This is a genomic window from Mediterraneibacter catenae, from assembly GCF_008691045.1.
GTDB lineage: Bacteria > Bacillota > Clostridia > Lachnospirales > Lachnospiraceae > Mediterraneibacter > Mediterraneibacter ornithocaccae.
On sequence record NZ_VMSO01000035.1, the window covers coordinates 1 to 16711 of the forward strand.

17 protein-coding genes are annotated in these 16711 nt (G+C 46.0%); 13 read left to right on the plus strand and 4 right to left on the minus strand.

Translation table 11 applies throughout. The features are described from left to right. The 13 genes from FNY66_RS14590 to FNY66_RS14650 form a co-directional block, all read left to right on the plus strand. The coding region (locus FNY66_RS14590; RefSeq protein ID WP_190324853.1) for a leucine-rich repeat domain-containing protein at nucleotides 1-2282 on the plus strand (2282 nt) is incomplete at its 5' end. A gap of 142 nt (nucleotides 2283-2424) precedes the next feature. After that, complete coding sequence (locus FNY66_RS14595) at nucleotides 2425-2796, plus strand: GntR family transcriptional regulator (protein ID WP_150311611.1); 372 nt, start codon at nucleotides 2425-2427, stop codon at nucleotides 2794-2796. A gap of 3 nt (nucleotides 2797-2799) precedes the next feature. After that, nucleotides 2800-3651: an ABC transporter ATP-binding protein gene (locus FNY66_RS14600; protein WP_150311619.1), complete on the plus strand. Its 852-nt coding sequence runs from the start codon at nucleotides 2800-2802 to the stop codon at nucleotides 3649-3651. Further along, nucleotides 3648-4313, plus strand: coding sequence for an ABC-2 transporter permease (locus FNY66_RS14605; RefSeq protein ID WP_150311612.1), 666 nt, complete (start codon nucleotides 3648-3650; stop codon nucleotides 4311-4313). The genes FNY66_RS14600 and FNY66_RS14605 overlap by 4 nt, the downstream gene beginning before the upstream one ends. A gap of 10 nt (nucleotides 4314-4323) precedes the next feature. Next, nucleotides 4324-4518, plus strand: coding sequence for a DUF4177 domain-containing protein (locus tag FNY66_RS14610; protein ID WP_087152250.1), 195 nt, complete (start codon nucleotides 4324-4326; stop codon nucleotides 4516-4518). After that, the gene (locus tag FNY66_RS14615; RefSeq protein ID WP_087152251.1) at nucleotides 4519-4752 is read left to right on the plus strand and encodes a hypothetical protein; all 234 of its coding nucleotides are present in this window, start codon (nucleotides 4519-4521) and stop codon (nucleotides 4750-4752) included. A 38-nt stretch (nucleotides 4753-4790) separates the two neighbouring features. Continuing rightward, the gene (locus tag FNY66_RS14620) at nucleotides 4791-5255 is read left to right on the plus strand and encodes an Rpn family recombination-promoting nuclease/putative transposase (RefSeq protein ID WP_229409547.1); all 465 of its coding nucleotides are present in this window, start codon (nucleotides 4791-4793) and stop codon (nucleotides 5253-5255) included. A 123-nt stretch (nucleotides 5256-5378) separates the two neighbouring features. Beyond that, the gene (locus FNY66_RS14625; protein WP_087152253.1) at nucleotides 5379-6725 is read left to right on the plus strand and encodes an ABC transporter substrate-binding protein; all 1347 of its coding nucleotides are present in this window, start codon (nucleotides 5379-5381) and stop codon (nucleotides 6723-6725) included. 110 nt (nucleotides 6726-6835) lie between these two features. After that, nucleotides 6836-7678 (plus strand): carbohydrate ABC transporter permease, encoded by an 843-nt coding sequence (locus FNY66_RS14630; protein WP_087152262.1) that lies wholly within the window; start codon nucleotides 6836-6838, stop codon nucleotides 7676-7678. Next, entirely contained in the window at nucleotides 7678-8517 is an 840-nt protein-coding gene (locus FNY66_RS14635) for a carbohydrate ABC transporter permease (protein ID WP_087152254.1), read from the plus strand. Before FNY66_RS14630 ends, FNY66_RS14635 begins: the two co-directional genes overlap by 1 nt. Before the next feature lie 121 nt (nucleotides 8518-8638). Beyond that, the gene (locus FNY66_RS14640) at nucleotides 8639-10222 is read left to right on the plus strand and encodes a response regulator transcription factor (RefSeq protein WP_229409546.1); all 1584 of its coding nucleotides are present in this window, start codon (nucleotides 8639-8641) and stop codon (nucleotides 10220-10222) included. Next, entirely contained in the window at nucleotides 10188-11882 is a 1695-nt protein-coding gene (locus tag FNY66_RS14645; RefSeq protein WP_150311614.1) for a sensor histidine kinase, read from the plus strand. The genes FNY66_RS14640 and FNY66_RS14645 overlap by 35 nt, the downstream gene beginning before the upstream one ends. After that, the gene (locus FNY66_RS14650; RefSeq protein WP_150311615.1) at nucleotides 11879-13555 is read left to right on the plus strand and encodes an extracellular solute-binding protein; all 1677 of its coding nucleotides are present in this window, start codon (nucleotides 11879-11881) and stop codon (nucleotides 13553-13555) included. Before FNY66_RS14645 ends, FNY66_RS14650 begins: the two co-directional genes overlap by 4 nt. Before the next feature lie 13 nt (nucleotides 13556-13568). Here the strand turns inward: FNY66_RS14650 and FNY66_RS14655 are convergent, their stop codons facing one another. The 4 genes from FNY66_RS14655 to FNY66_RS14670 form a co-directional block, all read right to left on the minus strand. Further along, complete coding sequence (locus FNY66_RS14655; protein ID WP_087152257.1) at nucleotides 13569-13850, minus strand: GNAT family N-acetyltransferase; 282 nt, start codon at nucleotides 13848-13850, stop codon at nucleotides 13569-13571. Between the two features lie 66 nt (nucleotides 13851-13916). Beyond that, complete coding sequence (locus FNY66_RS14660) at nucleotides 13917-14552, minus strand: GyrI-like domain-containing protein (protein WP_150311616.1); 636 nt, start codon at nucleotides 14550-14552, stop codon at nucleotides 13917-13919. A gap of 13 nt (nucleotides 14553-14565) precedes the next feature. Next, nucleotides 14566-15195, minus strand: a complete 630-nt coding sequence (locus tag FNY66_RS15985; RefSeq protein ID WP_150311617.1) for an MmcQ/YjbR family DNA-binding protein — start codon at nucleotides 15193-15195, stop codon at nucleotides 14566-14568. A gap of 16 nt (nucleotides 15196-15211) precedes the next feature. Beyond that, a complete protein-coding gene (locus tag FNY66_RS14670) occupies nucleotides 15212-16150 on the minus strand; it encodes a helix-turn-helix transcriptional regulator (protein ID WP_150311618.1) in 939 nt (312 codons plus the stop codon). Between the last annotated feature and the right edge of the window lie 561 nt (nucleotides 16151-16711).

Consider the following 16711-nt stretch of genomic DNA (forward strand, 5'->3'; position numbering starts at 1 on the left):
CACTGGTACTGAATCTGACAGACGGACTGACTTATGAAAATGGCTCTACGATACTGCCGATGAAAGCATTCACCGGCATGAGATATCTTGAAAGTGTAGAACTGGGCGGCTTTACAGAGATCGGTATGAATGCGTTCCAGAATTCCGGCGTTGTATCGGTTGATATTCCGGATGCAACGACGATTAATAGTCAGGCATTCCAGGGATGTGCGGCGCTTGAAAGCGTATATATGCCGTCGGTAGAGACGATAGGAAACAATGCATTTTATTGGACGGACAGTCTGACGGAAGTGACGCTTCCTGCATCGATCGAAAGTCTCGACAGATGCGGATTCGGTTCAACGGAGTATGGAACAATGGACGGCTTCCATCTGATTATCGAGAAAACAACTCCGCCGGAACTGAACGGAAGCGTTGTAGGAACTGATGGAACGGTGAGCGTACCGGCGGGCGCGCTGTCTGCATATTTGGATAAGACAGATTTTGACAGATATTTCACATCGACAGGCGATATCAGCTGGGCAGGACTTATCGTAGAAGATCCGTCCTACAGCATGGTGACATTCCGCGGTGAAACAGCAGGTCAGACTGCATATGCTTATGTGGCGGACGGATTAGCGGTTACAGAGAAACAGATGCCTGTATTTACGAAAGATGGTTATGTGCTGGATAGCTGGAATACGGAACAGGACGGCACAGGCACAATGCTGAAAGCGGGCGACAGCCTGGACGGCAGCATGACCGTGTACGCCCAGTGGGAAGAAGAAGTAAAGGATGAGAAGGCACCGACAGCCCAGATCTCCACGGGAGGTACGTTGCAGAATATCGATCAGGAGAATCCGTACAATATTAATATCAGTCTGAAGTTCCACGATGAGACGAGCCTGGACTATTATGTGCTGAATGATAAGGTGAGCCCGACGAAGCTAAACGGAACATGGGGTGACGGCAACTACCAGAATATCAATGCCTGGCTGAACGAGGGCAACGGCGAGGACGGTAGAAATACCCTGACTGTATATGATAAGGCAGGAAACTTTACCACATATACATTCTATGTTGACCAGACGAAGCCGGAGCTTACCGGAGAATTTGTGATCACTCCGGATAATAATACGATGAGTACGTCAAAAACAGTGACATTTGCAACCACAGAGCCGGTCGTTATGGCGGACGGATGGACGCAGACGGCAGATTCCGACGGTATGAAGTGGCAGAAAGAGTTTACAGAGAACTTCAAGGGAACAGTTCAGTTTGCTGATGCCGCTGGAAATACATCCGATGCATATGTGCTGGAAGTAAAGCGTATTGAAAATGTAAAGCCGGAAGCCGAGATTACGTATTCAAACAACGGTGAACCGACAAATGAAGATGTTGCCGTTACTGTTAAGACTAACGTAGAGTGCCGGACGCCGGACGGCTGGGAGATAGTACCGGGAAGTTCAAAGAGAAACCAGTTCCAGAAGACATACAGTGAGAATACAGAGGAGACTGTAACATTTACAAGCCTTTCCGGAATTGAGGCAGATATAACGATTTCCGTAAGCGGAATCGACAAACAAGCTCCTGAGGCTGAAGTAGAATATTCAACGACAGAGCCTACATATGAAAGTGTTCTTGTTACGATCCGGACGAATGAACCGATTCGTACACCGGAAGGATGGACAAAAGTTGATGATGCGACATATACAAAGGAATATACGCACAATGTAGACCGAAATGTCAATATTTACGACCTTGCAGGAAACGGAAATGATGTAGATATCCGCATTACCAATATTGTCGAAAAAGCAGAGGAGAAGGAAGTCATAGTAAGTTATGTCTTTGAAAAGAATGGAAAAGAAGTAGGGACAGAGAAAATCAAAGTGGATGCTGATGCATATAACTTTAATACAGATGTCCTCAGGGATATTCCAAAAGGCTATGAGATTGTCTATATTGGCGATACTATGATCAACAAAGATAATACAGCCGAAGTAACCGTTAGAAAAGCAAAGAAAAAGGCAGAAGCCAAACTTATTATCTGGTGGATAGATGAGTGGGGCAATAAGCTTCTCGACAAGCATGGAAATGAAATGAAGGTGGAGGTTACAGCTAAGGGAGCGAAAGGAGAATACCACACCTTTACAAAAAAAGACTGGAAAATGCCGAAAGGATATGAGTATGCAACTGATGCAGATAAGTGGTATGCAGAACAGGACTTCCGAATAAAATACGGAGAAACACTTGATACTTTGAGTGTTGCAATACATCCGGTCGAGAAAAATAATAAGGATAGATAGTACTCAGACCATTAATCAGGGCGGTCAGAAGAATGTGATCTTTTGGCTGCCCTTTTATTGTGTAATTTTCCAAATAAACAGTATATAACAGTTGACAACAGTTCTATACTGTTATATACTGTTTATCAAGAGGAGGACACATATGAAGATTATAATCAACAGTTCATCAATGGTACCAATATATGAACAGATCATGGATCAGATCAAAGCCAAGATCACTGCCGGAGACCTGAAAGAAAATGATATACTCCCCTCTGTCCGGACTCTTGCAAAGGACCTGAAGATCAGTGCCCTGACAGTCAAGAAAGCGTACGATAATCTCGAACAGGAAGGATACACGGTTACAGTCCATGGCAAAGGAACATATGTCGCTGCCGCGAACACAGAGAGGATGAAAGAAGAACAGCGCAGGGAAGTGGAGACAGACCTTGACAATGCTGTTCAGAAAGGTCGCAGGTGCGGTCTTACAGACGAGGAAATCCGGGAGTTATTTGATTTGATTATGGAGGACTAGATGATGCTGGAAATTAACGGGTTGGTAAAGAAATATAAAGATTTTATTTTAAACTGTACTATGAAAGTGGAGCGGGGATGTATTACAGGACTGGTAGGTGAAAATGGTGCCGGAAAGAGTACAACATTCAAGGCGGCACTGGGGCTTATCAGTTATGACAGCGGCGATATCACTCTGATGGGGAAAGAACCGTCAGAATTAAAAGAAGAAGATAAAAGCCGGATCGGAGTGACTCTGGCAGAGTCTGGATTCAGCGGTTACCTGAAAGTAAAAGATATCATACCTGTGATGTCAGCCATGTATCCGGAATTCGACCGGTCACGGTTTGAAAGTCTCTGCAGGAAGTTCGGAGTACCGCAGGACAAATACATTAAGGAATTTTCTACAGGAATGAAGGCAAAGCTGAAAGTCCTCGTGGCAGTTACCCACAGCGCGGATTTTCTTCTCCTCGATGAACCGACGACAGGGCTTGACGTTATGGCAAGAGAGGGAATATTGAATCTGTTAAGGGAATATATGGAAGAAGACGAGAACAGGAGTATACTCATCAGCTCCCATATCTCGACTGACCTGGAGGGACTGTGTGATGATCTTTATCTTATACATGAGGGACAGATCATCCTGCACGAGGAGATGGACACCCTGCTGAATGAATACGGTTTGATCAAGGCGGACGACGTACAGTACGGAAAGCTGGATAAAGAACACATCCTGTCGGTGCGCAGAACAACTTATGGGTATGACTGTCTGACGGACCAGAGGCAGTATTACAGAGAGAATTATCCGGATATAGTAGTAGAGAACGGATCACTGGACGAAGTGATCACTATGATGACAGGAGGGAAGAGATTATGAAAGGATTACTGATCAAAGATATAAGGCTGATGAGAGGTCAGAGCACGATCCTGCTTGCCCTGCTCATTCTGGTAGCGGTATTTACGGGAGTGGTGTCGGATGTATCACCGTCTTTTGTGGTGGCATATATAACAATTTATTTGTCGATTTTTGTGGCGTCTACTATCAGTTATGATGAGTATGACCACGGTTATCTTTTTCTTATGACGCTTCCGATCACAAGGAATAAATATGTCAATGAAAAATATATTTTTGGTATCCTTATCTCAATATTTGCATGGTGCGTGGGTATGGTGGCCGGTACTGCTCTGCTGATCGCGCGGGATGCAGATATGGCGGCAGGAGAGTGGATTGGCAGTAATCTGATGCATATTTGTATCGCGTGGGTGTTTATGAGCATTACGATGCCGCTGCGTCTTAAGTTTGATTCCGAGAAAGCGAGATATGCAAATATAATCGTGATCGGAGTGATCCTTGCTGCTGCATTCGGCGCCTCAAAACTTATAGAATATGTTCCGGAGCATATTACGGAAAGTGCAGGAAAATTCTTTGCCGCTCTGGGAGATAACGGCATTGTGGCACTTTCAGCAGTCATTGCTGTTGCAGCTCTTTTGATCTCGTATATCTGCAGCCGCCGCATTATGGCGAAGAAAGAATTCTGAGGTGAACGTTATGAAAGAATATATCCATGTAAATGTGCGTTGGAGGATGCACGGGCTGGCTGTTGCATATGTATCCGAACATCGTGAGATCATCAATCAGTATGCAGCACAGGGATACCGTTTCGTGACAGCAATACCGACGGAGATGAAGATAAACGGATGTGTGAGAAAAATGGACCTGATCTTTGAGAAAGAGGTGGTATAGATGAAAAATTCAGGCAGATGTCCGAAATGCGGATCCGGGCAGATCGCAAGGATTCCGGACAACGGCAGATATGCCAACGGAAACAACATATATCTGAAATCAGCCGTAATTCTTGCAGACAGGATTCCGCTGATAAAGTATATATGCTGTGAGTGTGGCTATGCAGAGGAGTGGGTGGAAAGCAGGGGAGACCTTGCCAAAATAGAAGATAAGTTCAGAAATTCGGAATCATAGACGTCCTGATAGAGTTGGAAGACGGAACAAATATGAACATGGAAATGCAGGTGACTTATTTTGAGTATTGGACAAACAGAGTCTTATACTATTTAAGTAAGATTTATACCGGTCAGGTTAAAACAGGAGATCCGTATGATATGGTAAAACCCTGTATCCATGTCAGTATTCTTGATTTTATTTATTTTCCGGAGGATGCAAAATGCTGCCGTAAAATTGCGTTCTGCGATACAGAGAATGGAAAGCAGTATACAGATCTGATGGAAATTTATATTCTGGAACTGAAGAAGCTGCCGCCGGAAGATCAGAATGAAAAGGGTGTCATACGATGGATGCGGTTCCTCGGTGGGAAGAGCAGAGAGGAGTATGAACTGAGGCAGAAAGCGGTGCGGGACTATAATACACAGATAAAGAGCGCGGAGAAACGAGGCGAAAAATCAGGAGAAAAGAGTCTGATTAAATTAACAGTTCGGCTCGTGCCATTCGCAAAGTCGCATTGTTAAAATATAACATCTTGAAATAGTGACACGTTTCTGCGGATTTTATCATATCCGGGAAACGTGTTCTTTTTTATAATAAGACCATCAAAAAAAGGCTGTTAAAACAAAAGCCGAAGGAGGAGTTTTATGAAAAGAAAAAGAATACTTGCACTTGTACTTGCAGCAGCGATGGTCGGAAGTCTCGCGACCGGATGCGGAAGCTCCGGATCTGACAGCTCAGACAGTTCGGACGGTTCTTCTTCAGGAAGCACAGGAAAAGTATACTACCTGAACTTTAAGCCGGAGCAGGCTGACCAGTGGGTTGAGCTTGCAGAGACTTACACAGAAGAGACAGGCGTACAGGTGGATGTGCAGACAGCGGCATCCGGTACATATGAGTCACAGCTCAAGTCAGAGATGGCGAAAGACGAGGCTCCGACACTGTTCCAGGTAAACGGACCGGTCGGACTGGCTACATGGAAAGACTACTGCTATGATCTCTCCGACAGTGATGTTTACAAGGATGTATCAAGTGATGACTATGTGCTCAAAGACGGCGATCAGGTACTGGGTATCGCATACGTTATCGAGACATACGGTCTCATCTACAACAAGGCCCTGTTAAATGATTATTTTGATGCAGACTGGTCGACAGTGAAATCCATCGATGACCTTAATAACTTTGAAGCGCTCAAGACAGTGGCGGAAGAGATCCAGGCTCACAAGGATGACCTCGGAGTAGAAGGCGCATTCACATCCGCAGGTATGGACTCATCTTCAGACTGGAGATTCAAGACCCATCTTGCAAACCTTCCGATCTACTATGAGTACAAAGACAAAGGCATCACATCCACAGACGCGATCGAGGGAACATATCTTGACAACTACAAACAGGTATGGGATCTGTATATCAACAACTCTACATGTGAACCGTCCATGATCTCATCAAAGACAGGCGATGACGCGACAAGCGAATTTGCACTTGGTGAGGCTGTGTTCTATCAGAACGGTACATGGGCATACAACGATATCAAGGACAATGAAGTGGCTGACGAAGACCTTGGCATGCTTCCGATCTACATCGGTGCTGAAGGCGAAGAAGATCAGGGCCTCTGCACAGGTTCCGAGAACTACTGGTGTGTAAATAAAAATGCTTCTGAGGAAGACATCCAGGCGACACTTGACTTCATGAAATGGGTAGTAGAGAGTGACGAAGGACGTGATATGCTGGCAAATGAGATGGGATTTGTGACACCTTTCACTACATTCTCCGACTATCTTCCGAGCAATCCGCTCGTACAGGCTAACGAGGAATACAACGAGGCAGGCAAGACTCCTGTGAGCTGGAACTTCACAACAATGCCGTCTGAGAACTGGAAGAATAACGTAGGAAGCGCACTTCTTGAATATGCACAGGGCACAGGCGACTGGAGCGGAGTAGAGACAGCATTCGTAGACGGATGGGCTACAGAGTACGCGGCAGCAAACGAATAAGAGGTCTTATTCCTGACAGACAAGCTATAATTCCTAAAAGTTAAAAGTGATATGAACAGAGAGCTCCGGCATACATGGCGGAGCTCTTCTCAGGAAAGGAGAAAAAGGAAATGCAAAAAGCGATCAAGAAATATTTTCCTGTCTTTGTACTCCCTACAATGATAGCGTTTACGATTGGATTTATAGCTCCGTTCCTTCTGGGGATCTATCTTTCCTTTTGTAAATTTACAACAGTGACGGACGCAGAATTTATCGGTCTCGGTAATTATATAAAGACACTGGGGGATGCAGAGTTTATCCACTCACTCTGGTATACGGCCCTTTACACGGTTGTGACAGTACTTCTTATTAATGTTCTGGCATTCGCCGTGGCAATGCTCCTGACAAAAGGCATCAAAGGAACCAATATCTTCCGTACCGTATTTTTTATGCCGAACCTGATCGGCGGTATCGTGCTCGGTTATGTATGGCAGCTCCTTTTAAACGGTATTCTGGCGAATTTTGACCGCACTCTGACATACTCGGAGGTATACGGATTCTGGGGCCTTGTGATTCTCGTCCTCTGGCAGCAGGTCGGCTATATGATGATCATTTATATTTCAGGCATCCAGAATATACCGGGAGAACTGATCGAAGCAGCAAAGATCGATGGAGCAAATTCATGGCAGATTTTGAAAAACGTGACCATACCGATGGTCATGCCCTCAATTACGATCTGTACCTTCCTGACACTGACGAACGGATTTAAGCTCTTTGACCAGAACCTGGCTCTTACGAACGGCGCTCCGTCCAAGATGTCAGAACTTCTGGCTCTCAATATTTACAATACATTCTACGGAAGGGCAGGCTGGGAAGGCGTCGGCCAGGCGAAGGCGGTCGAATTCTTTATACTGGTAGCTATTATCGCCCTGATCCAGAATAAGCTGACAAGATCAAAGGAGGTGCAGCAGTAATGAGTGTAAGAAAAGCAAAACACGGATGGATACTGACGATCATCTTTACGGTCATCAGTCTGCTGTACATATATCCGATCGTACTGGTGTTCATTAACTCGTTTAAGAAGAAAGCGTATATCAGTAAAGATCCGTTTTCTCTTCCGACCGACAACATGTTCGTCGGACTCGATAACTATATCCGGGGTATTGAGCAGACTGATCTGATACAGGCATTCGGGTGGAGTGTATTTATCACTGTATTCTCCGTGGCGGCAATCATCCTGTTCTGCTCTATGTGCGCATGGTATATCAGCAGGGTAAATACAAAAGTGACAAAAGCAATCTATATATTATGTCTGTTCGCTATGGTTGTGCCGTTTCAAATGGAAATGTATACATTATCCAAGATTTCGAACATGCTGCATATGGGGAATCCGTGGGGCATTATCGTGATATATCTGGGCTTTGGCGCCGGACTCTCGGTATTCATGTTCACGGGATTTATGAAATCCATCCCGCTGGAGATCGAGGAGGCAGCCATGATCGATGGATGTACGCCGATTCAGACATACTTCCGTGTGGTCATGCCGATCGCAAAGCCGACCTGCGTGACAGTTGCCATTCTTCAGGCGATGTGGATCTGGAATGATTATCTCCTCCCGTCACTCGTGCTGGATCAGAGGAAATACAAGACGGTTCCGATGGCAGTACAGTACTTAAAAGGCGGTTACGGCTCTGTTGATATGGGAGCTATGATGGGAACACTCGTGCTGGCGATCGTGCCGATCATTATTTTCTATCTCTTCTGCCAGAAGTATATCATCGAGGGCGTAGTGGCAGGCGCAGTAAAAGGATAAAAATCCGGAATGTCAGGCGTGGAGAGTCTGTCAGGACCGGGAGAGAGTATCTCTGCATTGAAAAGCGGCAGTCTCCGCGGCGGTGCAGAGATACTTTATTTCTCCACGCGATTATAATATAATGCTCTATAAAGAAAGGAATGAGATTGAGATGCTGACGATTTTGATCGTGGACGATGAGAAACTGGAGAGGAACGGGATCAAATTTCTCCTGAACCGGGAGAATGAAGATTTTCAGATATTAGAGGCTGCCAACGGAAAAGATGCGCTTGGAGTCCTTGCGGCTAATCATGTGGACATCCTTTTTTCTGACGTGAAGATGCCCTACATGAACGGTCTGGAGCTCACACAGCAGGTTCGGGAGTTATATGATGATGTGGAAATTGTGATCTTCAGTGGATATAACGACTTCTCTTATGCCAGAGAAGCACTGCGCTACGGCGTGGTTGACTATGTACTTAAACCAGTGGATCCGGCAGAATTTTCGAAAACACTCGCCCGTGTAATGGAGAATATCAGGACGCGCAGAGAACGGAAAGAACAGCAGGAACAGCAGGCTGACTATCTGACGAAGTATTTCCTGATCGACTATCTCTATACGGGAAATACAGATAATGCCAGAAAACTGGAAAAGCTTCTGGAGACAGGGGATCATATCCTGGACAGGTGTGTGTGCATGATACTGGCCGGAGCGGCAAACGGATTTTTCGAGACGGAGGAAGAGCATTTTATTGGTGCGCTGAAAGACCAGATCCAGAGGGAGTTCTATTATGTCAATCTGAATTCCAATGAGTCGCTTTTCCTTTTTACAGAAAAGTATACGGATTACAGAGGGCTTGCCGATACAATCCGCCAGTTTTTTCTGAAACAGTTTGAATGTGACTGCTATTTTGCGGTCAGCGAATTGTTTGCAAGCTGGCATGATATGCCGGATGTATTTAAGAAGCTTGAGAAGCTTCTCGAAGAGCAGTTCTATCAGCCGGGTCAGCATATATTTCTGTCCGGGGCTGACAATGATGTTGCAACTGATGCATCTGCGGAAGATTCTGAGATCATGGAACAGATCGCACATGATATACAGTATAAAGACACTGCGCACCTCAGGCAGGATTTCGGACGTCTGGAGCAGAAATACAGGGCGGATAAGCAGTTCTCGCAGATGTATGTGAAATTTGTGTTCTCCAGCATTCTGAAAGAGATTTATGAACAGATGGCTCCGTCGGATGAGAAAGCTCTCTCGAAAAGGGTGGACCGGCTCTACCGGTGCAGGAAGATCAGCGATGTGCTCGACATTGTATCGGGAGCGGTGGAAGAGTTTGAAAAATGCGCAGAAGAACAGCAGGGCGGTTTCCGCGGCGAGGTCACAACGGTAAAGAATTATATATACCACCATTACGGGGAGAAGGAGATCGGTCCGGAGAAGCTGGCTGCGCTCGTGTATCTGTCGCCCGGCTATCTGAGCGCAGTGTTCAAGGAGGAGACCGGAGTTACACTGAACCGTTTTATCCGCGAGGTGCGGATGAATAAGGCGAAAGAACTCCTTGAGAATACGAATATGAAGATCGCGCAAATCGCAAAAGAGGTGGGGTTCTCCAACAGTTCGTATTTCTGCCGCAGTTTCAGGGAGTTTTTCGGTGATTCACCTGAGTCATGCAGGAGAGGAATGACAGATGAAGACGCTTTACAGAAAGTTCAAAAACCTTAAATACCGCTATAAACTTACCCTGCTCATACTGGCGGCAGGGCTGATTCCTGTTATGATCATCGTGGTCTATATGCAGACCGGTATGACAAATATCCTCCATGAAAACGAAGTGGACAGTATGGAAAATACACTGGAGCAGTCGGTGGAGGCAATTGAAAACCAGGAGATGATCTACGAGAATCTGGTGGACTATCTGTCCTATTCTCAGGATTTAAGGTCGATCCTGACCACGGAACCGGAGTCTGATTATGAGGCGTATGTGGAATATGTCAATGTGGCGGATCCCCTGCTACAGATGCCGCAGATCTATCACAAAGAGATCAGGGGAATCACCCTGTATTCAGAGAGTATTCAGGTGGCGCACGGGGATACTCTGATGCCGCTCTCTGAGGCGGAGGGAGAATCGTGGTATGCACAGATGAATGACGATACTTCCCTGCAGTGGTCTGTCCGGCGCGGTTCCGGACAGGAGATCACGGCCTCCCGAAGATTTTACGACGATGATATTACGGCAGTGCTCGTTATGACTCTCGACTATCAGGCTGTTCTGGAACCTTTTACCAGTCAGCTCCGGGATAATACGGGCGGTATCATTCTGGACAATGGCGGCAATGTCGTATATTCCAGTTATTCGATGGACGAAGAGTATACCCCGGTACAGCCGGAGTCCGTGGACTATATCACGGGAAATTACACGTATTCCTCGCAGGATATGGAGGGTACGGGATGGAAATTCTATATATACCGTCCTACTGATGTCATCACAAAATCAGCTCGGATCCTGATGGCGAGCAATATTCCTATCGTGGCCGGATGCATTATTATACTGGTGATCGTGGGATATGTTTTCTCAAGAAGGATGGTCTCCTGCCTGGAGCGCCTGACTGAGAATATGAACCAGATCCATCTGGGCTTCCGGAAAGTGACGGTCAGCAGTGATTCTGATGATGAAGTGGGTGTACTTATCCGTTCGTTCCGCCGTATGATGGATCAGATGAACCATCTGATCTCGGAAGTGTATGAGGGGAAGATCAGGTTGCAGAACAGCGAGATGAAAGCTCTGCAGGCACAGATCAACCCGCATTTTCTCTATAATTCGCTATCTATCATCAACTGGAAGGCACTCGAGGCCGGAGAGGAAGATATCAGCAGGGTGACGCTTGCTCTGTCCACCTATTACCGGACGAGCCTGAACCGTGGAGAGACGATGACCACAGTGGAAAATGAGATCAGCAATATCCGTGCCTACCTGAAAATACAGCTTATTATGCACGACAACAGTTTTGAGGTAAAAGAAGAGTATGATGAAGAAACGGCGGGGATCGAGATTCCCAAGCTGATTCTGCAGCCACTGGTAGAAAATGCGATCGATCACGGACTCGATATGTCCGAGCGCGAAGACAAGTGTCTCTGTGTCAGCGCAATGCAGGACGGAAAATACATTGTGTTTACCGTATGTGATAATGGTGTTGGCATGGAGCAGGAAAAGGCTGATCAGATCCTGAAATATCAGTCGTCAGGTTACGGGGTCAGAAATGTATGTGAGAGGATACAGGTACTGTACGGCACGAACGGGACAGTGGAAATCAAGAGCAGTCCGGGCGGCGGTACGGAAGTGAAGATCAGGATTCCAAAGAAAGCAGAGAAGAAGGCAGGATGAAGAGGGTAATATTACAATTGACAGCTGTATTTGCAGTATGTTTATTAATGGCGGCCGGCTGTGCGGGCGGCGTCTCCAGGCAGGAGAACCCCGAAAATGTGGTGGACCAGGCAGAGACCGGTTCGGACGATGCAGCATGGGAGGAAGCAGTGCACACTCCGCTGGGAAAATATCCTGAGACGGTGGAGTACACCCTTGGCAAGATATCGGGAGCGAACAACTCGAATCTTCCTGTCGGGGATACATATGAGGATAATGCATATACAAGATATCTCAGAGAAGTGCTGAATATCCAGAATGAGGATGCATTTGAACTGGAAGCGGGAGGCTCCTATGAGGAGGCTCTGGAGATGAGCATTGCCGACCGGTCGATACCGGATGTCCTTGTCGTGAACGGCAGGGATAATCTCGTTAAACTTGTAGAAGCGGGGCTTGTGGAAAATCTGACTACGGTTTATGAAGAGTGCACGACAGACGTGATCAAAGAAATGTATGAAAGCTACGGAGAAGATCTGCTTGGTTCGGCGACATTCGACGGAAAGCTCTATGCATTCCCGAATACGGCGATTGACGACGGACATATGCTGCTATGGCTGAGAGCGGACTGGATAAGGGAACTCGGGCTTGAAGAACCGCAGACGATGGATGAGGCAATGCAGGTCATCAAGGCGTTTGTGGACAACGATATTGCGGGAAACGGACGGACGATCGGGCTCGCGTGCAGTACCGGCATTATCGCAGGTTCCAGTGAGACTTATGGCGTGGACAGCATATTTACGAAGTTCGGTTCAGCGCCGGAGAAATGGATCCTGGATGATGACGGACAGATTGTGTACGGGTCAGTTACTGACGAGACAAAAGAAGCGCTGAGGTATCTCAATCAGCTCTATGAGGATGGAGTATTGGATACCCGTTTCCTTCTGCGAAAGACAGACAATATAGATGATCTTCTTGTAAATGGATACTGCGGCGCAGCTTTCGGACGCTGGTGGGCACCAAACAATCCGCTGAGCCTGTCTTACAGTGCCGATAATACAGCAGAGTGGAAACCGTATCTTTTTGCGGAAGATGTGCAGGATCAGCCGCAGACTTTTGAGTCCTATGACGAGTGGATGTATGTTGTTGTGCGTAAAGGGTACGAGCATCCGGAAATTGTGGGGAAATATGTGAGTGCAATCTTCGATTATTCAAGATATGAGGATGATCAGTACTCCTCCGAAGTGAATGAATATTTTTCTATTAATGTGGATCCTACGGCAAGACCTATGAATATCAATGTGGATTATATTGACGCTCTGTATCGCTGCGGGGAGAATCTGCAGAAAGCCCTTGCGGGTGAGATGAGTGTGACGGAACTGTCGGGGCTGGAAAAGTCTTATTACAATACATGCCGATCTTATCTTAACGGCAATCTGACAACGGCCAACGGATGGGCGGCTTATGCCTCCAGAATACAGGCTGTAGAAGTGCTGGAGAATACCGGTACAAGGAAGAAACCGGCAATCTCCCTTGGAAGTGCAGAAGGGGAAATCCCGCAGAATCTGCAGGATCTTGAGACTGAAGCGTTCCTCAAGATTATAGCTGGCGAGGAGCCGGTAGACTATTTTGACACATTTGTACAGGAGTGGTATGCAAATGGCGGCGAGGAACTGACGGAGAAAGTGAGAAATTGATTATATTTTTGTACTATCCTGCCTGATTCAGAAGATTGCCGTGCTCCGGATGTTTTTCAAACCATTTGACGGCGTAGGAACAGGTGGGGATGGCAGTCAGATTCCTGTTCTCCAGCTCCTGGATCAGTTCTTCCATCAGTTTTCCTGCGATACCCTGGCCGCGCAGAGACTGATCGACAAAAGTGTGGTTTATATCTACAGTCTTATCATTAATATTGGGAAATGTGATTTCAGCGAGTAATTTTCCATCTTCTGTGTATAATGCAATTTGATTCTTGTTGTGTGTGAATTCCATTTTGTTTTCCTTTCTGTTAAAATAAAGTTGTCAGATGAAAAGGGCTGTCAGAATCGGGCATACTGATCAGCCCTCTCTGATCGGGAGCCGGATCACTGTACGAAGTTTCTCCGGCGCAGTCCTTCGCGGATCCCCCAGATAGATTTCGTGATGCAGCCGTTGTCCTGAAAGATCTGTCTTGTATCCCTGCTCATGGAGAAATTCGTGGATCTTTTGCAGGGTTGCCGGTTCAGCATCATAGCTTCCTACATGCATGCACTGCGCACAGAGGCCTTCGCGGTATACGAAGAATTCTACTTTGGAAAAATCGGTTTTCTTCCTTTCAGTTGCCTCCCGGACTGCCCAGTCAAATTCATCTCTGGTGACGAATTCCGGCAGACGGATCATAGAAACCCATCTGAGATCCTGCTTGCGTGAATAATCGATGTCGCCGTCAGAACCATCCTGATACCAGAGCCCCTCGAGAGGTGGCACCACGTAAGGGAAATATCCGTCGATCTTGTGCTCTCCTTTGTAACTCATCTTTAATGTAAAAGCAATGCCGTAGAGCAGTCCCATAGCATTCTTGTATTCACCATCCGGCTCATTCGGATCGCCTTTTCCCTGTATGGCAATGTAATTAATTTCCGGAATATCAATGATCCCGGGCTTTTTGGGCGGAAGGTAAAATTCTTTGTATTCTTTCTTATAATCGAAGGTCATGAGATTCTCCTTTTTAATTTTCCAAAAGATTGCGGATGCGATTTTGGATATCTGTTTCAAACTCTTCATCTGTGAGCTGGGGATCTTTTGTATCACGCCAGATTACACACGGAAGTTCCTCACATTTTGCGCAGCTGGTAAGATGCTTTCGGTTTACTGCACAGCGATAGATCGGACAGGCTTTTCCTGGAGGTGCGTGGAAGACTTTTCCGCACAGCTCGTTGCATCCCTGACAGATATTTCCGTAGCAGCCGCATTTTGAACATTCAGACCCGCAACATGTGATGTCAAGGATCTCCCTCTGGCGTTTCTTGCTGAAGTTTTCAAGAACCAGACGATATGATTCGTCCAACATATCTTTCAACAGATCGTCAGGCACAGCTCCGTCCGGGCGGATAGAATTCCAGTGCGTTTTATCCGAATAATACCCAGGTATGATATCAGCGTACATTTTGCGCATATAATCCCCTCTGACAGGATCAAGCTTCAAATTAATATAGTAAGGTTTGTTATCAGTATCAAGGCAGACAGCTGCAAACATTTTGCCTCCTACATGATACCGGATCCAGTTCCAGTCGGGCTGCAGATCCTTTGTCACACCCTTTTTCTTCAATAAATAGTCATCCAGCCAGATATATCTCATTTTTGTCTCCTTTCCATCACTTGTCATCTATGGATTCTTTCAGTTTGTTGTCATACAGTGAAATCATTTTCGAAATTGTTATTCTAAGCTCTTCCCTTAAAAATGCCGGCTCGAGGAGTTCGGCTTTCTCTCCGAAAGTCAGTATCCAGGTAGTCAGATTTTCCCTGCTTGTGTAATCCGCATGGAAGAGCAGCCTGCCGTCCGGCAATTCTTCAAAACACCCTGAACCGAATTCTTCGATCAGACGCCACTTACATTCTTTGGCAAAGACAGCTTTAACTCGTAGTCCGCTGGGGAAAATACGTTCATTGCTCAGATCAGGATACGGAGCGTTACGTTTCTCGAACCTGTCGTCTGTATTTGAGGAAAGCATGTCCATCCGGTTTAGTTTGAACAGGCGGTAGTCGGCTTTCTGTGTACACCATCCCCAGACATACCAGCTTGACCAACAGAAAATCAGATAATATGGTTCTATTATCCTGCATGTTTCGCCGCTGGGCGAGTAATAATGAAACGCAAGAAGTGTCTGACTGTCGATTGACCTCCGGATTGCTTCGATCTTAGGCGCAAGAGAATCTCTATACCAAGAGGACAGATCGATCAGAACAGACTGTCCGCCTGTCATAAAATCAGAAGAGCCTGCGGAAAGTTTTTCCATCAACTGACCGTAACGGTTCGTGCCGTTGACACTGTCCAGACTTCTCAGGCCGGCAAGGATATCTTTCATTTCTGAATTTGTCAAAAGAGTTCGGTCAATTCTGAAGCCTTTCATAATAGAAATGCCACCGTGCGTCCCCTGTCTTGTTTCAATCGGAATTCCTGCCCGGCAGAGTGCATCGATATCCCTGCTGATCGTTCGTCGGGATACTTCGAAATGTTCGGCAAGTTCAGGTGCGGTAACAATTTCTTTTTGCAGCAGGATGGATAAGATTCCGATTAAGCGATCGATCTTCATATTCTGCTCCTTCCAAAGGTCAGGATTGAGTTTAATGCAATCATTATACCATGGAAAATATGACATCTGTATGTCATGTTTCTATTATAAGTGAAAAAAGTATAGGATTGTTTGGGGAAAGAAAAGATTATTGAATTAATATAGAAGAAACCAGATGAAATGTGTGAATTGTCTGAAATAAATAAAAAACAAGAAAAACATTGACAATTACTGCCAGGAGTGATAAGATAGCACCTGTCGCTGATGACGGGGACGCAACAGCACAGCAGACCAGCTCAGCCGGAGACGCGGAGGCGGAACGTCCGGGGAACAGGAAAGCAAAAAAGTTGTTGACAAAACCTTTCAGATGTGATAAACTATAAAAGTTGTCGCTTGAAGCAGACCGAAAGGAAAGCGGATGAGACAGAAAAGAAAAATAAAAAAGTTCTTGACAAAGCGGAACGGATTTGATAAAATATCAAACCTGTCGCAAATAAAGAACGACAGGAACCTTGATAACTGAACAATAGACAACAACCCTTGAAAATTTCTTTGAAGAGAAATATTCTAAGAACGGTTCAA

What these genes read in the sequence shown, in the direction of transcription:
- FNY66_RS14605 (WP_150311612.1), top strand. Translation starts at nt 3,648, where the DNA reads ATGAAAGGATTACTGATCAAAGATATAAGGCTGATGAGAGGTCAGAGC.
- FNY66_RS15985 (WP_150311617.1), bottom strand. Translation starts at nt 15,195, where the DNA reads ATGAGATATATCTGGCTGGATGACTATTTATTGAAGAAAAAGGGTGTG.
- FNY66_RS14595 (WP_150311611.1), top strand. Translation starts at nt 2,425, where the DNA reads ATGAAGATTATAATCAACAGTTCATCAATGGTACCAATATATGAACAG.
- FNY66_RS14625 (WP_087152253.1), top strand. Translation starts at nt 5,379, where the DNA reads ATGAAAAGAAAAAGAATACTTGCACTTGTACTTGCAGCAGCGATGGTC.
- FNY66_RS14640 (WP_229409546.1), top strand. Translation starts at nt 8,639, where the DNA reads ATGCTCTATAAAGAAAGGAATGAGATTGAGATGCTGACGATTTTGATC.
- FNY66_RS14670 (WP_150311618.1), bottom strand. Translation starts at nt 16,150, where the DNA reads ATGAAGATCGATCGCTTAATCGGAATCTTATCCATCCTGCTGCAAAAA.
- FNY66_RS14600 (WP_150311619.1), top strand. Translation starts at nt 2,800, where the DNA reads ATGCTGGAAATTAACGGGTTGGTAAAGAAATATAAAGATTTTATTTTA.
- FNY66_RS14615 (WP_087152251.1), top strand. Translation starts at nt 4,519, where the DNA reads ATGAAAAATTCAGGCAGATGTCCGAAATGCGGATCCGGGCAGATCGCA.
- FNY66_RS14650 (WP_150311615.1), top strand. Translation starts at nt 11,879, where the DNA reads ATGAAGAGGGTAATATTACAATTGACAGCTGTATTTGCAGTATGTTTA.
- FNY66_RS14655 (WP_087152257.1), bottom strand. Translation starts at nt 13,850, where the DNA reads ATGGAATTCACACACAACAAGAATCAAATTGCATTATACACAGAAGAT.
- FNY66_RS14645 (WP_150311614.1), top strand. Translation starts at nt 10,188, where the DNA reads ATGAAGACGCTTTACAGAAAGTTCAAAAACCTTAAATACCGCTATAAA.
- FNY66_RS14630 (WP_087152262.1), top strand. Translation starts at nt 6,836, where the DNA reads ATGCAAAAAGCGATCAAGAAATATTTTCCTGTCTTTGTACTCCCTACA.
- FNY66_RS14660 (WP_150311616.1), bottom strand. Translation starts at nt 14,552, where the DNA reads ATGACCTTCGATTATAAGAAAGAATACAAAGAATTTTACCTTCCGCCC.
- FNY66_RS14620 (WP_229409547.1), top strand. Translation starts at nt 4,791, where the DNA reads ATGGAAATGCAGGTGACTTATTTTGAGTATTGGACAAACAGAGTCTTA.
- FNY66_RS14610 (WP_087152250.1), top strand. Translation starts at nt 4,324, where the DNA reads ATGAAAGAATATATCCATGTAAATGTGCGTTGGAGGATGCACGGGCTG.
- FNY66_RS14635 (WP_087152254.1), top strand. Translation starts at nt 7,678, where the DNA reads ATGAGTGTAAGAAAAGCAAAACACGGATGGATACTGACGATCATCTTT.